Here is a 21,650-nt window from a genome sequence, read left to right on the forward strand (position 1 = left end):
TGCATGCCAGAGCAGTTAGCCTTATGTCTTCTTGTTGAAGCAGAAAAGCCTGTCGCCAGATTGCTGTTATCTCATGGCGCAGGAGCGCCAGTGCAATCAGAGTTTTGTCAGCTTTTGGCAGAGCAACTGGCAAAACAGCATATTGAAGTCTGGGGTTTTAATTTTGCTTATATGCAAAAGACGCTGGCAGGTTCCAGACAGCTACCGGCAAAAATGCCGGTGTTAATGGCTGAGCTGCTTGAACAGATACAGCAAATGCCAACGGACTTACCTTTGGTTATTGCAGGTAAATCGATGGGCGGCCGGGTTGCCACTCTGCTTGCTGCGTCTGATTTGTTACCGGCAGTAGTAAGAGGGGTGATAGCTTTTGGTTATCCTTTTCATCCGCCGAAAAAAGATAACTGGCGGACCGAACATTTTATCGATTTAAAAAGATCTGTTTTGGTGTTGCAAGGTGAGCGGGATCCTTTTGGTAGCAGTGAAGAGCTGGCCGGTAAAAGTTGGCCTTCAATAGATCTAAAGTGGTTACAAAGTGGCGACCATGATTTTGTGCCGTTAAAAAAATCAGGTTTAACCCAACAACAGCTTATCAGGCAGGCTGCTGTGATAAGCCGGAGCTTTATTAATGAATGTATTCTGGAAAATTAACACCAGTCTTGCCGCTTTTTATGGTGCTGTGACTGTAGGTTCTGCTGCAGCTCTTATGCATTTATGGCGTGGCACTATAGCTACAGAGCAACTGGCTGTGCTGTTAAGCGCGGGTTTTATTTTAGCTTTTCATGTTGTGGCTTTATTGGCTTTATTGGCTTTATCGGCCTTTGACAAGCTACATCAACAAAGCCCATGGCTAAGCCGCATTTGTGCTTGCGCCATGCACATAGGGCTTTGGTTATTTGTTTATACTCTGGTAGCTGGTGTATTTAAGCTGCCTTTACATTTTTCAGCTCTGGCACCTTTAGGTGGGCAGTTGCTAATTTTAAGCTGGTTGGCCTTGGCTATCAGCCCTTGGATCAGGAAATAACATGAAGATGAAAAATTGGCAGGATAGACAATTTTCACAGCCGCAGGCTGCCCGTCGAGGTGCGACACATGGAGGTGCCGTATGAACCAACTTTTGCTGTATTGCCGTTCAGGTTTTGAGAAAGAATGTGCCGGCGAAATTCAGGATAAAGCGTCGCAGCAAGGGGTATTTGGTTTTTGCAAACTGAGCAAAGACGCAGCTTTTGTCATTTTTGAAGCTTATGACAGTGAAGCATTAGCGACTTTTTATCGCGACTACGAGTTCACGAATTTAATCTTTGCTCGTCAGTGGTTTTTACTGGTAGATGATTTGCTGCAGTTAAACCCGGCTGACCGCATCAGTACTGTAGTGGAAACTGCATTGGCAGCCGAGTTGTCGGCTTTTGGCGAGCTGCGGGTGGAATACCCTGAAACTAATGATGGCAAAACCTTGTCGACTTTAGCTCGTAAACTGACAGTGCCTTTGCGTCAGTCGTTACGTAAAGCTGGTGTTTTGCTGCAAAAGGAAAACTCCCGCGCTGCTGTGCTGCACTTATTTATGTTATCCGGCAGCAGTGCTTATTTAGGTATTTCTTACCCTGAAAACAACAGCCCGCTGGAAAACGGCATTATGCGTTTAAAGTTCCCTGCTGATGCGCCAAGTCGCAGTACTTTAAAACTGGAAGAAGCTTTCCTGCAGTTTATTCCAAAAGATGAATGGGACACCCGTTTAACTTCCGGTATGAGAGCTGTGGATTTAGGAGCTTGCCCCGGAGGCTGGACTTATCAGTTGGTAAAACGCAGCATGATGGTGACCGCCATAGACAACGGCATGATGGCGCAGTCTTTAATGGACACAGGCCAGGTGAAGCACTTTCAGGTCGATGGTTTTAAATTCAGCCCGGATAAGAAAAACGTGTACTGGTTGGTTTGCGACATGATTGAAAAACCACAAAGGGTAGGCCAGTTAGTCTGTGACTGGTTGATTAATGAGTGGTGTCAGGAAAGTATTTTTAACCTGAAATTACCTATGAAAAAACGCTACGAAACTGTGGTTGAAGTGCTGGACATGATGCGGCAAAAACTGGACGAAGCTGGGCTGGACGTTGAATTTCAGGCGAAACATTTGTATCACGACCGCGAGGAAGTGACAGTGCATGTGCGAAAGTTTTAATACTACAGATTGAAGTTCAAATCACAGAGAGCAGCGCTAACACTGCTCTCTGTGCTAGCTCAACCCCTTTTAAACATAAGGCTTTACTAAGCCATCATAATCCATCACTTTTTGCACCGCAGGGCGAGCCAATACCTTTTGTACCCAGAGTGCGATAAAAGGGTAATCCCGGGCTTTTTTGTCATCGAAGTGACGGGTCCAGCGGCTTAACATCATGGCGTAAATATCTATTAGTGAAAACTCTTCGCCTAAAAACCATGGGCTGCAGTGGCTGGCTAAATGTTTGTCCATTTGCTCCAGCAGGCCCTGAGCTTTTTGCTGGGCGTGGAGTTTTACATCTGCGGCGTTTTGCTCGCCAGTCACCCAACGCTCCGGATAAAAATACACCACTAAAGTGCTTTGCAAGGTGGCTGACAACCAAATCAGCCATTTGTAGGCTTCAGCCCGTTTCAGGCTGCCTGGCGCTGGGAATAAGTTCTTTTCCGGATGACTGTCGACCAAATGCAGGCAAATAGCCGCCGTTTCAAAAATTACCTGACCACGGTCAAGCAGGGTTGGAATAGTGCCGTTAGGATTCAGCGCCAGATACTCAGCTTTTTTATGTGAACCTGTGGCTGTATCTGTTAAAACCAGCTCATAAGGAACAGCAAGTTCTTCCAGCAGAATATGCGGAGCCATACTGGCGGTGCTGGGTGAATAGTACAACTGATACATTGAATAACTCCCCTAAGTTTAAAAGTTTTAATCACAAAATCTAAGCTGAATACTCTGCGCTATTTTCTAAATTGAGCCAGTCGCAGCTATAAAAAAACCGCCCTGAGGCGGTTTTCAACGTGCTTATAAGCGTTCCAGCATGGCTGCTGTGAAGTCCGTGGTGCCGTGGCTGCCACCTAAATCTCGGGTGGTGCGGTCACCTGATGCAATCACATCAGTTAATGCGGCCAGAATTTTTTCTGCTTTATCTTTCATGCCCAAATATTCCAGCATCTGGATAGAAGCTAAAATCACTGAGCTTGGGTTGGCCAGGTTTTTGCCAGCTATGTCCGGCGCGCTGCCGTGTACTGCTTCAAAAATAGCGCAGTCTTTACCGATATTGGCCCCTGGTGCCATACCTAAACCGCCAACTAAACCAGCACATAAGTCAGATAAAATATCGCCAAACAGGTTGGTAGTAACAATGACATCAAACTGTTGTGGGTTCATCACCAGTTGCATACAAGCGTTATCAACGATCATCTCGCTTGCCTGAATATCCGGGTAACGTAATGCTACTTCACGGGCAGTTTTTAAGAACAGGCCAGAGGTAGATTTCAGGATATTAGCTTTGTGAACAATAGTTACTTTTTTGCGTTTTTCGCGACGAGCCAGTTCAAAGGCGAACTCAACAATACGTTCAGAACCTTCGCGGGTGACGACGCTCATCGCCTCAGCCAGCTCGCCCTCGTTTTTAACGATTTGGCCAGCGCCTGAGTACATACCTTCAGTATTTTCACGCACTGTGATGATGTCGATATTTTCGTAGCGTGCTTTGGTGCCTTTAAACGAAATCACCGGACGTACGTTCGAGTACAGATTGAATTTCTTACGTAAAGTCACGTTAATTGAAGTGAAGCCTTCGCCTACTGGTGTAGTTAACGGGCCTTTTAAAGTGATTTTGTTGCGGGCAATAGCGTCCAGCGTGTTCTGCGGCAGCAATTCACCTGTAGTTTCTAAAGCAGTTAAACCTGCTTCAACATATTCATAGTTAAAGTTACAGCCTACTTTATCCAGAACCTGGATCGCGGCTTCTACTATGCTTGGACCTATGCCATCACCTTTGATGACCGTAATAGTTTGTGAACTCATAACGTTCCTTAAGTAACTGATTCTTATCGGGACTGATTGTAATAAACACAAAGCTGGAGCTGGTTTATTTTTCTTATTGCTGCTGTTGTGTCAGAGCTTGCTGAAATTCGGCGAAAATATACCAGTTTTGGTGCTTATTTTCCAGTTTATGCCGACATCTGCGACAAATCTGTAGCTTCTTGCGGCGTAACTTTAAAAAATGGAGAAATAAAACTACAACTGGCGATAAGTTGGGTGACTGGCTGGCTTTGTTCCACCAGCAGCATTTGCCATTCTGCTGCGCTGCAAAGATGTGCTGCAAGCTGGGTTTCTACAAATTTATAACTATGCTTCAGCCTGTCGTTATCATCGCTGTCCGAAAACACCGAAGCGGTCAGATCAAAGGCAAAAGCTAAAACAAAAGCCATGGCATGGGAATGGCCTGAAGTAGGTAAAGCTCTGTAATGCAGGCAGGCATCCTGCCAGCTTTGATTAAACTGCAAATGTTTCAGAGTTTTAACTGCCAATTGTTGATAATGCTCACTTTGCCATAACTGCTGTTTTAACCAGTGGCTGATCAGGCTTCCAGCCTGAGTTGGATGAGATAAAGCCATAAAACGCAAATCCGATTGTTGCCATAAAGGCCAGCATAAACACCAGGCCAGAAGCTCTGCCTGTTGTACTGTTAATGCATAAAACTTTATCGGTTGTGTCAGCAGATACAAAGCTTTAGCTAACACGCGCCTGAACTCCAGCAGCCAGTCATGCAAAGGCTGATGTTGTTGCTGGCAATGCTGTTCAAGCCAGGCCTGTTTTAATAACGGCAGCAATTGTTCCTGCCCCAGCATAGCAATAGCATGTTGGGTTGAGTGGATTTTTTGTTGTTGCCTGCTTTGTGCTGAGGCTTTTTGCTGCAGTTGCTGCATCAGCCATGGATGCTGTTCAATTAACTCTGCTTGCTGACTGACTTTCGCTGCCTGGCTCAGTTGCTGTAGCCAGCTTAACGCAGGTAGATTGGTTGGCTCAGGCCAGAGTGGCAAATACTTATTCTCTTGTTGCCAGCCACTTAACCAGTTGTCCTGACTGTATTGCCTTGGGTTTAACAAGTGCCAGTCCGTAGCTGGCAGTATTCGCTGTGGTAACAGTTGTTTAGTGCTTTTGTCATAAGGCTGGACTAACAGTTGGATTTGCTCAGAGCTATGCATTTCGCAAAGCAGCAACGCCAGGTTGGCCTCAGAGTCGCGAATAAAACGTCCGGTGCTGTAACTGCAGCTATGTAAACAAGACAGAGCCTGCCAGAACTGCAGCTCAATGACTGTGGCTTGCGGCACCAGTTGAACCGATATTTTCTCAAGTGCTATCAAGCTGCCGGCACCCGGTAACATCAGCCGGGTTACTTGCCAACAAAAACTGATCAGCTGGCTGAAGTAGGGGCTTTGCCAGATGGCCAAACCTCTGTTTTTGCCATAACATTGGTGCAGCAGGTTCAGTACTCCGGCTTTTTCCACCAGTTCTTTATGCTGTTTAATAGTGAGTACCGCAGGAAACTTCAACTGCTGTTGCTCCAAAGCACTAAGTTCTTCTGCTTTTGCTGATTTTTCTATTAAGGTGCTGACCGCTAAAGGCTGTAATAAACAAGATTTTAGTAACTGAAACAGTAAGTCTTCAGGCCAACGACCCGCCAGAGCGATCACTGTTAATAAAGCAGCCTGTTTAATAAATAGTTTGCTTGAAACCAACCCTGAGGCAGGGGTAAGAGAGAGCTGGGATATCAGCAGAAAAGGAGTATTCACCGCCAGTTGCACTGTTTGCTGGCAGATCCTTTGCAGCAATTCCTGTTGCTGTGTCACGGATAACTGCTGTTTCTCCGTGTAAAAGACATCACAGTCCTGATAAAGCTCGGTCAAAGATCCCAAAGTTGCCATCTCAATCCAATTGGTTGTATTGCTCTACTGCAGTTTCACCTATAGCTATCAGTTGCTGATTCTTAAATAAAATAGCTGTGCATTCGTCACGTGTGGTAATGCCGTCAGTTTTAGTTCTGTGAGTGCGATAATACAGAACCTGATAAATCTGCTGCTGTTGGTTTTTAGCTTCAGTAATATCCGGTCCACCCAAATAATCAATCACCTGATCTCTGCTGATGGCTTTAGTTAAATCCAGTTTATAAATATATTTGGTGTTAAAAGCTTCTCTGTCCTGCCAGTTCATCTGATCAGGATCATCTTTGTAAAACAGCAAGGTAATACAGGTTAAACCTACATACAGCAGTAGTCCTGCCAGTAGGAAGGCTATGGTTTTTACTTTCATCATCTGCCTCAGCATGCTGTAAAACGTACTTGCTGTAAATTCAGCCCCAACTGCAAATCAGTTTTCAGGCTTAAGATCTGCATAAATAACTGCAGTTCAGCACGAGACGCCATAATCTTATCTTTTAGTTTGGCCGGACAATCCGGATGCGCCAGCGCAGTTTTAATATCTGGCCCAAGTTTTAACAGTTCAGTCGCAGTTTTTGGTCCTATACCTGTCAGGCCACTAATGTTATTCGTTTTATCCCCGACCAGGCTCCAATATCGGACTAACTGCTCTGGTAATACGCCAAACTTCTGCTGCACCGTATTCTGGCTGTGTTGCTGGCGATTAAAATGGTCATACACTGCCACGCCTTCAGCAAGCAAGGGCAGATAGCCTTTATCTGTCGAGACTATGGTGACTTGCTGCTGATGTTGGCGCATCGTCATCGCCAGGCTTGCTATCACATCATCAGCTTCCTGATCCGGCATTTGAAAGCTTTGGATACCTATGTCAGCTAGTTTTTGCTTTAGCACAGGCAAAGCGATTTGCAGATGCTCTGGCATAGGTAAACGATCTGCTTTATAAGCAGGGTAGAGTTTAGTGCGCCAGTTCAGATGAGTGACTTCAAATACTGCCACAGCATGACTGGGCTTAAATTGTCGGGTCAGTTTCACAGCAATTTGTTGCAGCTGCTCTGCTGTATTATGCAGCAGTTGCTGGCCTGTAGCGTCGCTGTAGGGGGCAGGGGAGTTATGGAAAGGCCTTTCCTGTGCAGCGTATAAACGACGGACTAAATTTAGTCCGTCGAGTAATAACAAATGTGCCATATCAGTTCAGAATTTGATAACAGGGCTCATACTTCGAACCTGGTAACTTCATCCGGCCCTGGGCAACAAAAGCCTGCAGCAATGTATCCATCAGATTCATTAATACAGGTTCACCCGATAGCTTAAATGGACCATGTTGTTTAATCGCTCTAATGCCTTCATCTTTGACATTACCAGCCACTATGCCGGAAAAAGCCCGACGCAGGTGAGCGGCCAGTTTGGCTTTATCTTGCTCCAGATGCAGATCCAAAGAAGCCATATTCTGGTGAGTAGGAGCAAATGGATGCTGGAAATCCGGGTCTATGTGTAAGGTCCAGTTAAAGTGATAAGCATCACCACAGCTCTTACGGTATTGACGTACTTCTGCACAACCTTGTTTCAGACGTCGTGCTACTTCGGCTGGATCATCGATAATGATTTCAATCAAATCCAGCGCTTCTTTTCCTAATGTTTGTTCAATAAAACTGGCCAGTTCAGCAAAATAAGCCGCGCTTTGTTGTGGCCCGGTCAGGATCACTGGTAGTTTCTGATCTTTGTTTTTTTCGTGCAGCATAATGCCAAGTAAATACAGCAGCTCTTCTGCCGTACCTGCGCCACCTGGGAAAATAATAATGCCATGAGCAACACGGATAAAAGCTTCCAGTCGTTTTTCGATATCAGGCAGAATCACCAGCTCGTTCACTATAGGGTTTGGTGGCTCTGCGGCGATAATACTTGGTTCTGTTAAGCCTAAATAACGGCCTTTGGTATTACGTTGTTTAGCATGACCAATAGTGGCGCCTTTCATTGGGCCTTTCATAGCACCAGGGCCACAACCAGTACAAATATCCAGACCACGTAAACCTAATTGGTAGCCCACTTCTTTGGTGTATTTGTATTCGGCTTCGTTAATCGAATGACCACCCCAACAAACGATCATATTAGGTTCTACGGCCGAATCTATCACGCGGGCGTTACGTAAAATGTCGTACACCGTATGAGTGATGTGATCGCTGTTTTGTAAATCCAGACGATTAGCGTGGGTCAGCTGAGTGTGGAAAAACAGAATGTCTCTAAGTACAGCAAATAAATGTTCATGAATACCACGGATGATCTGACCGTCAACAAAAGCGCTCTCTGGTGGATTAAACAGCTCAATCTTAATGCCACGTTCGCGAGCTAATAAGTTTACATCGAAGTCTTTAAACTGCTCGTAAATTTCGCTGGAGCTATCGGTGTGGCTGCCAACGTTTAATACTGCAAGGCAACAATTGCGAAACAAGGTAAAGGCATCTGAGCTGGTATTATTTTTCAGGCGGTCAACTTCAAGTTGGGATAAAAGCGCCATAGCGCCTAGAGGATTCAGTTGTACATGCATAGATTACTTCCTTATGACCTGGCCTTATGGCCGAAGCTTAACCTGAACCAGGGCTGATGAGTGACAAACACTCTATATTTAACCCGATAAATCAGATAGATAAACTAATTTATTCAAGCTGCTTATCCCAATTTCAGGTTAGTTAGCTTTTCAGTACGACTAAATCCCTGCCTGCACGTTTAGCTTCGTATAAAGCTTCGTCTGCACGGTCAAAAGCTGCTCTGTTATTGTCAGTACTTTTGAGTTCTGTCGCACCAAAAGAAATTGAAATAGGAACATTTTTGTCTTTGAATTTGAAGGGGATTTTTTTGATCCTGTCTTTCAGATTGTTCAAGGGCAATTTAAGTTCAGATAAATGTGTTTCCGGGAACAAAATAATAAACTCTTCGCCGCCATAACGGGCAATAAAGTCAGTTTCACGCAAGCTTTGTTTTAACGCTTGTGCTATCACTTTTAAAGTTTTATCACCTGCGCTGTGGCCATAGTTGTCGTTAATCTGCTTAAAGTGATCAACATCTGCTAGGGCGATAGAAAGAGGCTTGCCATAACGTTGAGAACGACGTATTTCCAGCTCAAAGCGCTCATCAAAAGCAGCTCTGTTCGGCAGTTCTGTTAAGGCATCCTGTAAGCTTCTGAATTTCTGCTCGGCCAAACGTTTTTTAAATTGAGCTGCTTCCTGCTCCAATTCTGCCAGACGGGATTCCATATGGCGTAAGGTGGTCAGCATCAGTTCACGCTCGTCTTTTTCTAGCTGTTCTTTTTCCCGTAACGAGCAGGTGATTGCACTAAGTTTGGTACCAACCAGAGACTGCAACTGTTCCAGTGAGGTGGCTGATTTGGTATCTGCTGTCAGGTTAGAAATTTGCTGCTCTATCTGTTGATTCAACAGCAGCATTTTTTCTTTGATGTTGTTTGAGGTATTTAAAGAAGAAACAACAGCTTGCTGTACCCCAGTCAGTGCTTCGTTGAGTTTAAGCAGGAAATGTTGCGCCGACTGACGCTCGTCTGTTACCGAGGCAATAATAATTTCTATAGTGCGCAAACAAGATTGCAACAGGGCTTCAATGCTGACATCAGATAACAAAGTTAAACGGATTTTTTCTATGTCCTGACCATATTTTCCTTCAAAGGCCAACTCACTGAGCAGGTTAGTCAGTTCAATAGATATTTGTTTACAAATGGCCTGATACTTGTCGTCATCCGCTGTATCACTTTGCTCATTTTGCTGTTTAGTCGCTAAAGCTGCCTGGTAGAGCTCTGTTAGATGAGTCAGATGAGGTAAAAACGCTTGTACCGTAGCTGATGGCTCTTCTACTTTGGTTAATAAGTCCCGCAAATCACGTCTTAATTGGTCCGGTAAACCACGTTGCTTTTGGAGTAATTTCCCCGCATCAGTTAAGGTGTTTTGAGCTTTTTTCAGATCAGAGAGCTGGCGCGATTCAAGAGCTTTTAGTGCTTCGACAGCGCTTTCTACTAAAGGCAGGATTTTTTCCAGATCGGTACCTTTGGCAAATTCCTGACGCAGGCGGGCCAGCTTGTTATCCAGATCAATATCTATACCTTTGCAGGCTAAAGACAGTCGGGAAACAAATTGAGACAGGATTTTAAACTGACTTTCGTAGGTATCTTCCAGCTGTTTACGCGCTTTTACAGCGTTTGCCAGCTGCTGTTTTACATCATTTTGCTGTTCAGCCACCAGAATTAGTCCCCAGGAAAAAAACCGTTCGGTTTGAGCTAAGTATATCTGCAATAATGATAAAAGCGACAGCATAATCTGGTAGGAAATGAAAAAAGCGGACTAAAAAGTCCGCTTTAGATCAGCAATTATGTAGGGTATTTTTTTGTGGTTACTTTTTGGTTAAGTAGTAAGGTAACCAGCTTTGTTCTTCAGCAGAGGTCAGATAGTTCATCTTTGTTCACTTTAGGTCTGAAGTTAATAAGAGTGTCCCTGTCAGGACGCTATGCATTAGAACAGAATTTGATTTAAAAGTAAAAGTCAAAATGTAATAGTACGAAGTGGGTTACATAAATACGGTCGCTTAAATTTAGCAGTTAGTAGAGTTTTATTCGCTATTTTATTGAATTTATGGTTGTTTTTGTTTTTTGTCTTTGGAGGTTGTAGCGTGAGATTTCTGAAAGTTTTTTTTGCATTGATCATAATGATCAATTCTGCATCCAGTTGGGCACAAGTGAACTACCAGATTAGTATCACTGAACCTGCGCATCACGTGGCGCAAGTTCGTGCTGAGTTTGAGGTTACAGAGGCAAAAGCTTTGACTTTAATGTTGCCTGCCTGGCGCAGCGGTAAATATCAAATTCTGGATTTAGCCAAAGGCGTGACAGCTTTTAGTGCTGTGGATGCTCAGGGGAAAGCTGTGCAGTGGCAAAAAACTGAAAAAAGCAGCTGGACTTTAGAGCCTGCAGCATCGGGCAAAGTGACAGTGCAATACAGTGTCTATGCCAACGAGCTGGGAGAACGCACCCGTCATATTGATGAAACTCATGCTTATATCAACTCCAGCGCCTTTTTAATGTTTAGCAACGAGCAAAAATCTGAAGCAGTGTCTGTGCAGTTGAACGTGCCACAAGGCTGGCGTTCATTCTCCGGTATGGCAAAAGGTGATAACGAACATCAATTTGTTGCCCCAAACTACGATGTGCTGGCGGACTCACCGATCGAGACTGGTATCAATCAGCATTTAACTTTTAGCGCTGATGGCCGTGATTATGACTTGGTGATTTGGGGCGAAGGCAATTATAACGCCGCTCAGATGCAAAAAGACTTAGCAAAACTAGTACAACAAACAGATGCTATCTGGCAGGGCTATCCTTATCAGCGTTACGTCTTTATTGTGCACGCCACTGATGGCGCCCGCGGTGCGACTGAGCACTTAAATTCAACAGTGATCCAAAGAGACAGATTCACCTTCGGTAAAAGAGAAGATTATCTGGCGTTTTTAAGCACAGCCTCACACGAGCTGGTGCATACCTGGAACGTAAAAGCCTACCGTCCTGCAGAATTAGTGCCTTATGACTACCTGAACCCTAACTACAGTAAATTGTTATGGATTTCAGAAGGTTCCACCAGTTATTTTCAGAATCAGCTGTTGTTGCGTGCAGGCCTGATGACTAAAGAGGAGTTTTACGCTGATCTTGCAAAACGGTTGGATAAGTTTGTGCATACACCGGGCCGTTTGGTGCAGTCTGTGTCAGAGAGCAGTTTTGATAGCTGGATCAGTTTAGGCGGCGATCATGGGACTAATTTTGGTGTGAATATTTACTCAGAGGGCTATATCGCCAGTTGGCTGATGGACGAGCTGATATTAAAACAGTCAGGCCGCAAAGCCAGCTACCGTGAACTGCATAATCAGCTGTATCAGCGTTTTGGTAAAACTACAGCTTTTACTGCCAAAGACGTGATAGCTATAGCATCTGAGCTGACCGGTGAAGATCAGAACCCATGGTGGCAACAGCAAGTAGAAAAACCACTGAACTTTGAGATCGATAAGCTGTTGGCCAGTTTTGGTTTGCAGTGGCAACAAAATAAAGAACGTGAAATTTTCTCTGGTGTAACAGCTGAAAACAAAGCAGGTTTTGCGCTGGTGAAAAAGGTCGAACGCGACAGCCCAGCCTGGAAAGCAGGTTTTACTACCGAAGATTTGATAGTGTCAGTCAACGGCTTACAACTCAAAGCCGATTTGGCTGAGCGCTTAAAAGATTTCAAAGCAGGCGACAAAGTACAAATCAGCTACTTCCGGCAGGGCCGTTTACAGCATCAAGTATTGGTGCTGGCCGATCAACCCAAAGGCGCAGGTAAGGTGGTGCCATTGTCTAAATCAAGTCGGCAACAAAAGGCGATGCATCAGGCATGGTTGGGTGTAGAACTGTAGCTGTTGTTGTAAATCAGTTCTAACAGCGGACCTTCACGGTTTTGCCCTGATAAACAGTTGTCTTGGCAAAAGGACCCGGTCTAATCCCAGATGCTGTCACAGACTTTTTTTATCGTCAGGTTTTTTAATTTCAGTAGTCCCTTGTACTTATCAAGCAATGAGGAAAACAAGGGATTTACGCAGATCCTTCCCTGCTGTAGTTCACCCCTTGGCTGCAGATTTTTGCTCGGTGAATAATTAAAAATCAAATAGTGAATCAAAGTCACAAAAATCTCTATTGCCCAAAAGTCATGGATACCATGATTCTTGCACGAAGCGCCTTAGATTGAACATTGCAAGTAACAGACTGATGGACAGAGCGGATATACCGCGACTCCTGGCGCTGTTGAGTGAAAACGATAGAGTGTTTTAACTGGTGATGCTGAGTAAATCGATGGCTCATCACATTTCTCTGATCTTTTGTCAGATATAACCGTACTAGCTAGCGTTTTAAATGCGAACTATTGGTGTTAATATCTCGAAAGTATTTTTTGGAGTTTTGTCGATGAGAATAAATGTTCGTTTAACAAAAATTGCGGTGTCTGTGGCATTAATGACAACTGCCTCGACTGTTCTGGCAGAAGATGTCCGAATTGAACACATAGAAGTGAAAGGTGAAAAGCTGAATTATAAAGTTCAGACTACGACAACCGCGACTAAAACCAACACGTTACTGCGAGATATCCCCCAGGCTATCACTGTTCTTACAGAACAACAGATCGCTGACCAAAGTATGCAAAGCATGGCAGACGTCGTTCGTTATGTACCTGGTGTACAAATGTCGCAGGGAGAGGGGCATCGTGATGCACCTATTTTCCGTGGAAATATCTCTACTGCAGATTTTTTTGTTAACGGTGTTCGTGACGATGTTCAGTATCTGCGTGATTTGTACAACGCAGAACGAATCGAAGTCCTGAAGGGGCCTTCAGGCATGATTTTCGGACGTGGTGGTGCAGGGGGGTTAATCAACAGGGTCAGTAAGCAAGCGAACTGGTTAGCTACAGGTGGACTTGATTTGTCTTATTCTGCGCAGCAACAAGGCCGTTTGGCTGCGGATTATAATCATGCAGTAAATGAAGACCTGGCTGTCCGTTTGACAGGCGTCTATGAAGACTCGGATAGTTTTCGCGATTATTTTTATGCGAAACGTAGTGGCCTTAATCCGACATTAACTTACAAACTAACTGAGCAAACAAGCTTAGCATTGAGTTATGAATATTTTGATGATGAGCGACTGACCGATCGAGGCGTGCCATCTGATCCGCGTACCAACAAACCACTTCAGACCAGACGCAGTTTGTATATAGGTAGTCCGGATAACAGTATTTCTACCGTAACAGTGGACGCATTTTCAGCTACATTAAGCCATGAATTTGATAACGGTGCCACGCTGATCAACCAGACGCGTTATGCCGACTATGATAAATACTACGATAACGTATTCGCAGGAGCCTACAACCCTGAGACAGACCTGGTTTCTATCTCGTCTTACAACAGTGCTACAGCACGTAAAAACCTGATTAATCAAACGGATTTAACATTCGAAATTAAAACGGGAAGTATCAACCACAAACTGTTGACTGGTGTTGAATACAGCGAGCAGGATACTGACAATAGACGTCTGACTGGCTATTTTAGCGATATTGGTGTGGGTACCAGCAACACCCTGGTTCCACTTAATAATCCGGTTTATAACGGTGTCATCACTTATCGTGCTGCAGGTAATGATGCAGACAACCATAGCGACGCTGTGGCAAAAGCAGTTTATGTACAAGATCAGATGGAATTGTCTGAACATTGGGTTGCTGTGATGGGCGTCCGTTATGATCAGTTCTCAGTTGATCTTTATAACAACAGAACAAACGTCGAGTTATCCAGCGATGATGATCTGTTATCTCCACGCGCTGGACTAATTTATAAACCTGTTACTGACGTCTCAGTTTACGTGAACTACAGTAAGTCCTACGTACCACGCGCAGGAGAACAACTGGCTGGTCTATCTGCAACTACCGCAGCTTTGGAGCCTGAGGCCTTTGTTAATCGTGAGTTAGGTTTGAAGTGGGATCTCAATGATAATTTAGCTTTAACCACTGCTGTGTACAAGCTTGAGCGGACCAACGTTGCGGTCACAGATCCTGCTGACCCTACAGCCCTGATATTGGTTGATGGACAGAATGTCAAAGGTGCTGAATTTGAGCTCAACGGTCAGTTTATTACAGGTTGGGATTACATATTCGGCTATTCTCATCAGGATAGCGAAATTGAAGCTCCGGCTGCGAGTCGCGGTAAGGTCTTGGCGCAAGTACCACGTAATAAAGTATCCATATGGAATAAATATCAGTTTAATGAAATGTGGGGAGTGGGTCTTGGTTTCGTTGCGCAATCTGATAGTTATATTGCAACCGACAATCTGGTGACCTTGCCGGGTTTTGGTCGCATTGACGCTGCTATTTTTGTCAACCCTGCAGATAAATTGCGGCTGCAATTAAATGTGGAAAACCTGACAGATAAGCGTTACTCAGCTTCAGCACATAACAATAACAATATTATGCCAGGTAGCCCGGTAAATGCCCGCCTGAGTATGAGTTATAAGTTCTGATCTTAAGGTGCGTAGACTGTAAGTCTTAGCAGTGTTACGAGGATATACAGGGTTAAGCGGAAGCCATCCGCTTAACCCTGCTATTTTTTTGGCTCAGTTTATACATCTGAGTAAGCCTTACTGCCGTGTTAACCGCAAATTCGGTTGGTCGCATGGTTCGCTGCTGCGTAGTGGGTTGATATCCAGACCGCCTCTTCTGGTGTAGCGGGCGTAGACCATTAAAAATTCTGGTTCACACAGCTTCCACAAATCCAGATAAATTCGCTCTACACATTGCTCGTGAAATTCATTGTGGCTTCTGAAGCTAATCAGGTATTTCAGCAAGGATGCGTGATCAATGGCCTTACCTTTGTAATGAATGTAAACACTGGCCCAGTCTGGCTGGGATGTGATTAAGCAGTTGGATTTCAGTAAATGCGAATGCAGTTTTTCGTCTACCAAAGCGCCAGTTGGGTTTAATTGCAGCAGCTCTGGTTTGTAGTCGTAATGCTCAACTTCGATATCTAAATCATCAATACAACGGCCCGGCAACCAGGTCGGTTGAAAGGCGGTCAGTTCATTCACATTGTGCAAAGTCACTTGTACAGGGCCACCAGCACAGGCCGATAAATCAGCTTTCATAGTGCGATACAGCTGACTGATATCGGCAAATTTGCTCTGATTTAAGCTATTTAAATACAGCTTAAACGACTTGGACTCAATCAGATTGGGTGTATTAAAAGGCACCACAAAAGTCGCCAAAGCCACCATAGGTTTACCTTTAGGCGTCAGCCATGACAGCTCGTAACCATGCCAGGTATCCTGACCAACAAAAGGCAATTCAGCGCCTAAACCTATAGCGGTGCGACCTAAAGTGCGTGGCACAGCCTGCAATAATTCAGGACTGTAGTGATCAATATAAGCAGTAGCCTGGCCTAAGGTCAGTCCTGCTAATTGCTCTGTCTGTATTTTTGTCATAGAGCCTTCTTACCCGAAGCAGTAGCGATGTTGATTGTGTCTGTCACAGCAATGACTTGGGAATACAGCCACAACCAAGTTAGAATGCCGGCAATTTTAGCACAGAAGCGAATCACCATGCCGGGCCAATTCCATCAGCAATTAATACAATTTGTAGAGTCTTATTACGAAAAACATCCAAAACTGATCAGTTGGCTTGACCCTGAGCAGGATTCGCCTTGTCAGTATGGTGATGTGGTGGATGGTGAAGTGCATTGGCGTCCGGTAAAAGCTGAACCTGCTTTGGATTTGTCCAAAACCCAGCAAGCTTTAGAGTTGGAATTTCCAGCGCAACTTAGTGAGTTTTACACCAGCTATTTTGGCGGCGGTTTAAAAGTTCAGCACGAAAGGGGAGAACTTGAACTCTTGATGAGCTGGCATCAGGCTGATTTTGAACGGCTGCAGCAAAATATCATTGCGCATATTCTGATGAAGCGACGCTTAAAACAGCGTGAAACTGTTTTTATTGCTGCTACCGATCACGACGATTATTTAATATCAGTGTTGGTGGCGACAGGCGAAGTGTATCTGGAAAAAGTAGGCATGGAAGTCAAAGATCTGCTGGCACCCGATCTCGCTACTTTTTTGCAGCAGCTAAGTTTCTGATCCAAGGTTCAGGGCTGACAGTCAAAGGCTATATTCGATACCAGTTGGCAAGGCTGACAACAAAAATCAAACAGGCCATGCCAGCTCTGACCTAGTTTCCAGTCCGCACCACAAGATGGGCATTGCTTCTGTGCTTCCAAAGCACAGTCTGCGCTGCTGCCACTGTACAGATAATAATAAACCGGCTTATTCAGCTCTTTACTCAAAGCTTTGGCTTGTTTATAACCTTGTTGGTTTAGACCACTATAAAAGCCCTGCACACTTTGCTCGGCACTTTTAAACAGCACTCTTGCTTCCTGCATCTGAATTTCATCCAGTGCCTGATACTGCAATTGCCAGCGCACTAAAGGCTCAAAATCTTCACTACTTGTTCTGCCCACTTTGTATAAAGGCACTGGGGCAAAATGTTCAGCGCAGTACAGCACTGAGTTAGTAGCGGAAAAACTACAAAATAAAATCAAAGCGGCATGAGAAGGGCAGGGATCGGTATGATTCGACATTAAATCATCGCCCAAAATGCTTAGCTTTGGATAACTTAAGCCTGCTTGCTGTAACTGCTCTAAAGCAGTCAGGCCAGCTTTGCTGTGTGAGGCTTTATCCAACGCGTCAGATTGGGGCAACACCACACGGCTGAAAAAACTATCTTTGGCCTGATAAGTCGGAAATTCCCGGCCTAAGATCTGGCCCTGAAAAATCAGCTTTTCCAGATAAAAACGAATACCCTTTTCGGCTTCATCAAAGCTGGTATCGGCAATAATTTTAAATTCCAGCTCTGCAACTAACATCAGATCCCCAGCTTTTTGATAATTAAATCAAGTTTGGCTTCGATACGGGCTAAATCTGCTTTGATATCAGAGCTGGGTTCCACATCTGGCTGGGCTGACAGTTCTGCCGCTGTTTGCACAACAACACCACCATTACGCCAGGCCTGATAGGCCTGCAACAAAGCAGGGCTCATCGTAGGAGCACCTAAACGTGCTTTAACTAAAGCCAGGCTAGGTTCTTTACCTTCTTGTTGCAGTTGAGCCGCAATTTTTGCGACTTGTTGGCTGAGTTGTTCCATAAGTATCTTTAAATTCACTAAAATTTAGTGAAATTTACCACCGAACTTATCTATATCACCAGTGTGATTTATTAAGTTGTTGTTATTTAAGGAGTTTAAAAGTTGGCCTCTGTTTTGCTTTTAAAAAACAACAAGTTAAAACTCTAAGGGAAAAGCAATGAATTATTTAAAGGTATTAACAGTCGCAACAGCCATGATGGCGTTATCTGGTTGTGTAGTCGCTATAGGTGATAAAGGTGAAAGTGACAGCGGCAATAACTCGTCATGGAAAAAAGCGCAAAAGTTAAATAATCAGGTGATCAGCCAGTTAAATCTGGGCGCAGAATTAGCCTCGGTGCGCGGCCAGTTGGGGACACCGGATTTCAGTGAATCGTTTCGTGAAGCAGGCAATGAAACCGTAGTGCTATTTTACCGCACCCATCATGAACACAGTGACGGCGAAACCAGTAAAGACGAATGTACTCCGTTGGTATTTAAAAACGGTGTATTAACTGGCTGGGGCGAAAAAGCCTATCGCCAGCTGTAACAATCCCCGGACCAGGGAAGTACTACCTTTGGTGGCGCTTCCCTTTATCGCTGCTGTTTATCTCAACATAACATTTAATTGGTCGATCACTTCGCTCCAATCTGCATCCTGTTTTAAATTTTCTGCTAAAAAACTAGCCTGAGCATCGGTCCAGAACGACGCCTGAGCTAACGACAAGTCTGCCGGAATTTTATGGCTGGCAACGAAGGCTTTAATCGCTGAAGGACTGTTATCCAAACCCAGCTGAGCAAATAAAGTGGGTATATCATGTGTGGTCATATCCATTTTAAGATCCCTTGATTACGAAGAGTGATGTCAAGTGTAGTCGTCTGAGAGGGCTGGTGCATTGGCAATCTGCCGCCCTGCTGCTATGTTGATAGTCAAACTACAATATAGAACAGGAACTTACCATGCCAAATCAACCCGCTCTTGATTTGAACCAGCTTAAAGCACAGTTGTTAACTCCTGATGAACTGAAATTAGCAGCGTCCTTGTTATACCAGTCTTATCATGATGATCCAGTGTTTATGGATATTTTCCAGTCTGAAAAAACAGATTATGAACAAAGGCTAAGGGCTGCAATACGGGAAGAGCTGAATGTGTTCTGGCAGGAAGAACAGCCTGTGATAGGAATTTTTATTGAGCAACAGCTGTTAGGTGTGGCTTGCGTTACCGAGCCGGGCTCTAAATTGAGTGGCGATAGATTCTGGCATTGGCGCTTAAAAATGTTACTGACCGCAGGTTATGTGTCTACAAAACAATTATTGGAAAAAGAGCAACGTATTCATGCGGCTATGCCGGTACAGCATTATCATATGTTGGCTTTTATCGCTATTTCGCCACAGTATCAACACTTGGGATTAGGGCATTATTTAATGCATGCGGTGGATTCAATTGTTGAACAAAGTCCTGCGTCTTTGGGCATTGGTGTTTTTGTGACACTGGAAAAAAATAAAGCTTTTTTTAGTGCCGATCATTATCAGCAAGTGACAGAGTTGAGTTTTAGCAAGGTCAAAGGTACGTTAATGTTCAGATCAAGACAAAGCAGTCCTTTAACCCTGGTGGAGTAACAGATGTCCGGCTTTCGCAGTTTTTCCGAGTCTTACCCTTATTACTTATCAGAGCATAAAGATCCTGTTTGTCGCCGCCTGCATTACATCGGCTCCACTTTGGTACTGGCTATTCTGACCACTTTGGTTGTCACAGGTTTATGGAGTTACTGGTGGCTGATGTTAGTAGCAGGTTATGGTTTTGCCTGGGTAGGGCACTTTAAATTTGAACACAACAAACCTGCCACCTTTAAATATCCGTTTTATAGTCTGGCGGCAGATTGGGTGATGTACAAAGATTTTCTGACCGGACAGTTGGAGCAGAAATTACAAAAACTGCCTTAAATTCTATAGGGCGGTAACTGAAAGCTTAAATAACGCAGGCCGGATAAACGCAGTTCGGCCTGATAACGGCTCTCACCATCACCACTAAAATCGACCTGATAGCTGGTAAACCAGCGCCATCTGTTGTCCAGTTTAGCAAACTGATGTTTGCCTCTAGCACATTCCAAAAACTGCAATTGCTGCTGTTTACACAAATGTTTGGCCAGCTTAATGGCTGTTTCATCCTGCTTACGCTGCAATAAGAATGCATAAACAAATGCCATACCTAACAATAATAACCAGACAAAATCCATTACTTCTCCTTTGTTTTGAATAAGCATAATGGCGATGCACTAGTGTTTTTGCAAGGCAGCTCAGGCCCATGCTGTGATAAAATCTTTGCAAGAAAGGGGAGGATCCAAACAAGCATGTACCTAAAAGTCACAGAGTTATTAAATCAGATTGAAAGCGAATTAAAAGTGGCAAAGCTCTGGACTGTAATAGCTCCAAGTGAAGAGGCGATGCAGAGTACTGCCCCTTTTTTTGCGATACCATGCCTTTGGAAAATTGGCTGCAGTTTGTGTTTTTACCGCGCATGCGTGCTTTGGTGGAGGGCCGCTTGCCGTTACCTCAGCAAATTGCAGTCTGCCCTATTGCCGAAGAGGCGTTTAAGCATTTAGGAAGTCACACTTTGTTACTGATTAATCGTATTGCGGATTTGGATGAATTATTAAGTGGTCAACGTGAGCAAAGTGTTGAACGAGCCTGAATTGAATGAAGCGCCGGTACTTGAGATTTTGTATCAGGACGAGTTTCTGGTGGCTATAGATAAACCTGCAGGCATGCTGGTGCATCGCTCTTTTTTAGATAGGCACGAAACAGTCTTTGTGATGCAAACCTTGCGTAATCAGCTAGGGCAGCATGTGTTTCCAGTGCACAGGCTTGACAGACCCACCTCTGGCGTCTTGTTATTTGCCTTATCTGCTGATGTCGCCCGTTTACTGACAGAGCAACTTACAGAGCAGCATTGGCGAAAATTCTACTTGGCTGTCTGTCGCGGTTTTGTCAAACAAGCCGGGATTTTGGATTATCCGCTGAAGGAGCAACTGGATAAGATTGCTGACAAACAGGCAAGTCAGGACAAAGACAAACAGGAAGCTATAACAGCCCTATGGCCTTTGGCACAGATCGAATTGCCACTTGCGGTAGGCAAATATCCGGTGGCCCGATACTCGCTAGTGGCTTTACAGCCTTTAACGGGTCGTAAGCACCAGCTGCGCCGGCATTTATCGCATTTACGCCACCCTATAGTGGGCGATACTACGCATGGCGAAGGTAAACATAACCGCTTGTTTGCAGAGCATTTGAGTAGCCATAGATTGTTATTAATTGCCAAAAGACTGGAATTAAAACATCCGGTCACTGGTGTCGATTTAGTGATCGAAGCACCACTGGGTGAAGTAGAAGTGTTATTTAAAGAATTCAGCTGGCCCACGGACGAGAGCTGGTATAACAGTTTTTTTGAGCGCTCAGAGTTAGCAGGCCTAATCTCTTTATAAAACGATAGTTATAACGTAGGGGTTTTATGAAAAAAGTATCTATTATGGTCGGCACTGTCTACGGCGGTGCACAGTTTGTCGCCGAAGAGGCTGAAAAAATTTTGCAAGCCAAGGGCTATCTGACTCAGTTGAATCTGGAGCCAAAACTGAATGACGTATTAGCGTTCTCAGCGGATATCTGGTTGGTGATTACTTCCACTACAGGTCAGGGCGATATTCCGGACAACTTGCTGCCATTTTTTGTTGATGTAAAAGACCGATTCCCGTTGTTAACAGGTAAAAGTTACGCTGTGATTTCTCTCGGAGACAGTGGGTATGGCGATACCTTTTGTGGTGCTGGTAAACAGTTCTCTGAGTTACTCTCTGAATTACAAGGCACAGCTATGGCACCGACTTTAGAGATAGATGCAGGCGAGATCTTGCAAGCTGAAGATCTGGCTTTACCCTGGATAGAACAGCAGTTTTAATAGGTTACTTTGGTGTCCGTCTATGCAAATTCTAAGTAATTGGAGTTGCAGCAAGG

Annotated in this window: 23 protein-coding genes and 1 pseudogene; 12 read left to right on the forward strand and 12 right to left on the reverse strand. The window is 44.4% G+C overall.

The window, feature by feature from the left end; all coding sequences use genetic code 11:
- Positions 1-3: 3 nt before the first annotated feature.
- From WH43_RS15370 to rlmM, 3 genes are all read left to right on the forward strand, one after another.
- Positions 4-648, forward strand: a complete 645-nt coding sequence (locus WH43_RS15370) for an alpha/beta fold hydrolase (protein ID WP_053425464.1) — start codon at positions 4-6, stop codon at positions 646-648.
- Complete coding sequence (locus WH43_RS15375) at positions 626-1,021, forward strand: DUF423 domain-containing protein (RefSeq protein WP_053425465.1); 396 nt, start codon at positions 626-628, stop codon at positions 1,019-1,021. The genes WH43_RS15370 and WH43_RS15375 overlap by 23 nt, the downstream gene beginning before the upstream one ends.
- Positions 1,022-1,102: 81 nt before the next feature.
- Entirely contained in the window at positions 1,103-2,173 is a 1,071-nt protein-coding gene (gene rlmM / locus WH43_RS15380) for a 23S rRNA (cytidine(2498)-2'-O)-methyltransferase RlmM (protein WP_053425466.1), read from the forward strand.
- A gap of 69 nt (positions 2,174-2,242) precedes the next feature.
- On the opposite strand, the gene WH43_RS15385 is transcribed toward rlmM, so the two are convergent.
- From WH43_RS15385 to WH43_RS15415, 7 genes are all read right to left on the reverse strand, one after another.
- Positions 2,243-2,887 carry a glutathione S-transferase family protein gene (locus WH43_RS15385; RefSeq protein WP_053425467.1) on the reverse strand — a complete coding sequence of 215 codons (645 nt, stop codon included), beginning with the start codon at positions 2,885-2,887 and terminating at the stop codon, positions 2,243-2,245.
- A gap of 123 nt (positions 2,888-3,010) precedes the next feature.
- Entirely contained in the window at positions 3,011-4,018 is a 1,008-nt protein-coding gene (locus tag WH43_RS15390) for an isocitrate dehydrogenase (protein WP_053425468.1), read from the reverse strand.
- Between the two features lie 146 nt (positions 4,019-4,164).
- Positions 4,165-5,922 carry a hypothetical protein gene (locus tag WH43_RS15395; protein WP_053425469.1) on the reverse strand — a complete coding sequence of 586 codons (1,758 nt, stop codon included), beginning with the start codon at positions 5,920-5,922 and terminating at the stop codon, positions 4,165-4,167.
- Between the two features lies 1 nt (position 5,923).
- Positions 5,924-6,310, reverse strand: a complete 387-nt coding sequence (locus WH43_RS15400) for a DUF3192 domain-containing protein (protein ID WP_229670287.1) — start codon at positions 6,308-6,310, stop codon at positions 5,924-5,926.
- Between the two features lie 5 nt (positions 6,311-6,315).
- Entirely contained in the window at positions 6,316-7,119 is an 804-nt protein-coding gene (gene xni / locus WH43_RS15405; RefSeq protein WP_053425470.1) for a flap endonuclease Xni, read from the reverse strand.
- A 1-nt stretch (position 7,120) separates the two neighbouring features.
- Positions 7,121-8,476, reverse strand: a complete 1,356-nt coding sequence (gene ppnN / locus WH43_RS15410) for a nucleotide 5'-monophosphate nucleosidase PpnN (protein ID WP_053425471.1) — start codon at positions 8,474-8,476, stop codon at positions 7,121-7,123.
- A gap of 142 nt (positions 8,477-8,618) precedes the next feature.
- On the reverse strand, positions 8,619-10,172 hold the full coding sequence (locus WH43_RS15415) for a GGDEF domain-containing protein (protein ID WP_053425571.1): 1,554 nt from the start codon (positions 10,170-10,172) through the stop codon (positions 8,619-8,621).
- Positions 10,173-10,635: 463 nt separating this feature from the next.
- Here WH43_RS15415 and WH43_RS15420 point away from each other — a divergent pair, with 463 nt between their 5' ends.
- Both WH43_RS15420 and WH43_RS15425 read left to right on the forward strand, forming a co-directional pair.
- Positions 10,636-12,366 (forward strand): M61 family metallopeptidase, encoded by a 1,731-nt coding sequence (locus WH43_RS15420; RefSeq protein ID WP_152342876.1) that lies wholly within the window; start codon positions 10,636-10,638, stop codon positions 12,364-12,366.
- A gap of 544 nt (positions 12,367-12,910) precedes the next feature.
- Positions 12,911-15,004, forward strand: coding sequence for a TonB-dependent receptor (locus WH43_RS15425; RefSeq protein ID WP_053425472.1), 2,094 nt, complete (start codon positions 12,911-12,913; stop codon positions 15,002-15,004).
- 117 nt (positions 15,005-15,121) lie between these two features.
- On the opposite strand, the gene queF is transcribed toward WH43_RS15425, so the two are convergent.
- Positions 15,122-15,961, reverse strand: coding sequence for an NADPH-dependent 7-cyano-7-deazaguanine reductase QueF (queF, locus tag WH43_RS15430; RefSeq protein ID WP_053425473.1), 840 nt, complete (start codon positions 15,959-15,961; stop codon positions 15,122-15,124).
- A 117-nt stretch (positions 15,962-16,078) separates the two neighbouring features.
- Between queF and syd the strand changes: the two genes are divergently transcribed.
- On the forward strand, positions 16,079-16,606 hold the full coding sequence (gene syd / locus WH43_RS15435) for a SecY-interacting protein (protein WP_053425474.1): 528 nt from the start codon (positions 16,079-16,081) through the stop codon (positions 16,604-16,606).
- An 8-nt stretch (positions 16,607-16,614) separates the two neighbouring features.
- Here the strand turns inward: syd and WH43_RS15440 are convergent, their stop codons facing one another.
- Both WH43_RS15440 and WH43_RS15445 read right to left on the reverse strand, forming a co-directional pair.
- A complete protein-coding gene (locus WH43_RS15440; RefSeq protein WP_053425475.1) occupies positions 16,615-17,391 on the reverse strand; it encodes a Zn-ribbon-containing protein in 777 nt (258 codons plus the stop codon).
- The gene (locus tag WH43_RS15445) at positions 17,391-17,669 is read right to left on the reverse strand and encodes a hypothetical protein (RefSeq protein ID WP_053425476.1); all 279 of its coding nucleotides are present in this window, start codon (positions 17,667-17,669) and stop codon (positions 17,391-17,393) included. Before WH43_RS15445 ends, WH43_RS15440 begins: the two co-directional genes overlap by 1 nt.
- Before the next feature lie 157 nt (positions 17,670-17,826).
- Between WH43_RS15445 and WH43_RS15450 the strand changes: the two genes are divergently transcribed.
- Positions 17,827-18,195 carry a DUF3192 domain-containing protein gene (locus WH43_RS15450; protein ID WP_053425477.1) on the forward strand — a complete coding sequence of 123 codons (369 nt, stop codon included), beginning with the start codon at positions 17,827-17,829 and terminating at the stop codon, positions 18,193-18,195.
- Positions 18,196-18,252: 57 nt separating this feature from the next.
- On the opposite strand, the gene WH43_RS15455 is transcribed toward WH43_RS15450, so the two are convergent.
- Positions 18,253-18,480, reverse strand: coding sequence for a DUF2789 domain-containing protein (locus WH43_RS15455; RefSeq protein ID WP_053425478.1), 228 nt, complete (start codon positions 18,478-18,480; stop codon positions 18,253-18,255).
- A 125-nt stretch (positions 18,481-18,605) separates the two neighbouring features.
- On the opposite strand from WH43_RS15455, the gene WH43_RS15460 reads away from it, so the two are divergent.
- Both WH43_RS15460 and WH43_RS15465 read left to right on the forward strand, forming a co-directional pair.
- Positions 18,606-19,265, forward strand: coding sequence for a GNAT family N-acetyltransferase (locus WH43_RS15460; protein WP_053425479.1), 660 nt, complete (start codon positions 18,606-18,608; stop codon positions 19,263-19,265).
- 3 nt (positions 19,266-19,268) lie between these two features.
- Positions 19,269-19,589: an Mpo1-like protein gene (locus tag WH43_RS15465; protein ID WP_053425480.1), complete on the forward strand. Its 321-nt coding sequence runs from the start codon at positions 19,269-19,271 to the stop codon at positions 19,587-19,589.
- Here the strand turns inward: WH43_RS15465 and WH43_RS15470 are convergent.
- On the reverse strand, positions 19,586-19,882 hold the full coding sequence (locus WH43_RS15470; RefSeq protein WP_053425481.1) for a DUF3301 domain-containing protein: 297 nt from the start codon (positions 19,880-19,882) through the stop codon (positions 19,586-19,588). The genes WH43_RS15465 and WH43_RS15470 overlap by 4 nt on opposite strands.
- Positions 19,883-19,996: 114 nt before the next feature.
- Here WH43_RS15470 and WH43_RS15475 point away from each other — a divergent pair.
- The 3 genes and pseudogenes from WH43_RS15475 to WH43_RS15485 all read left to right on the forward strand — a co-directional run bounded on the left by WH43_RS15475 (position 19,997) and on the right by WH43_RS15485 (position 21,594).
- Positions 19,997-20,337: pseudogene (locus tag WH43_RS15475) on the forward strand (YqcC family protein).
- Positions 20,312-21,127: a tRNA pseudouridine(65) synthase TruC gene (gene truC, locus WH43_RS15480; RefSeq protein ID WP_286049821.1), complete on the forward strand. Its 816-nt coding sequence runs from the start codon at positions 20,312-20,314 to the stop codon at positions 21,125-21,127. The pseudogene WH43_RS15475 and the gene truC overlap by 26 nt, the downstream one beginning before the upstream one ends.
- Before the next feature lie 26 nt (positions 21,128-21,153).
- Positions 21,154-21,594 (forward strand): flavodoxin, encoded by a 441-nt coding sequence (locus tag WH43_RS15485; protein ID WP_053425483.1) that lies wholly within the window; start codon positions 21,154-21,156, stop codon positions 21,592-21,594.
- The last annotated feature ends 56 nt before the right edge of the window (positions 21,595-21,650 follow it).

Source organism: Rheinheimera sp. KL1, from assembly GCF_001275035.1.
Taxonomy (GTDB): Bacteria; Pseudomonadota; Gammaproteobacteria; order Enterobacterales; family Alteromonadaceae; genus Pararheinheimera; species Pararheinheimera tangshanensis.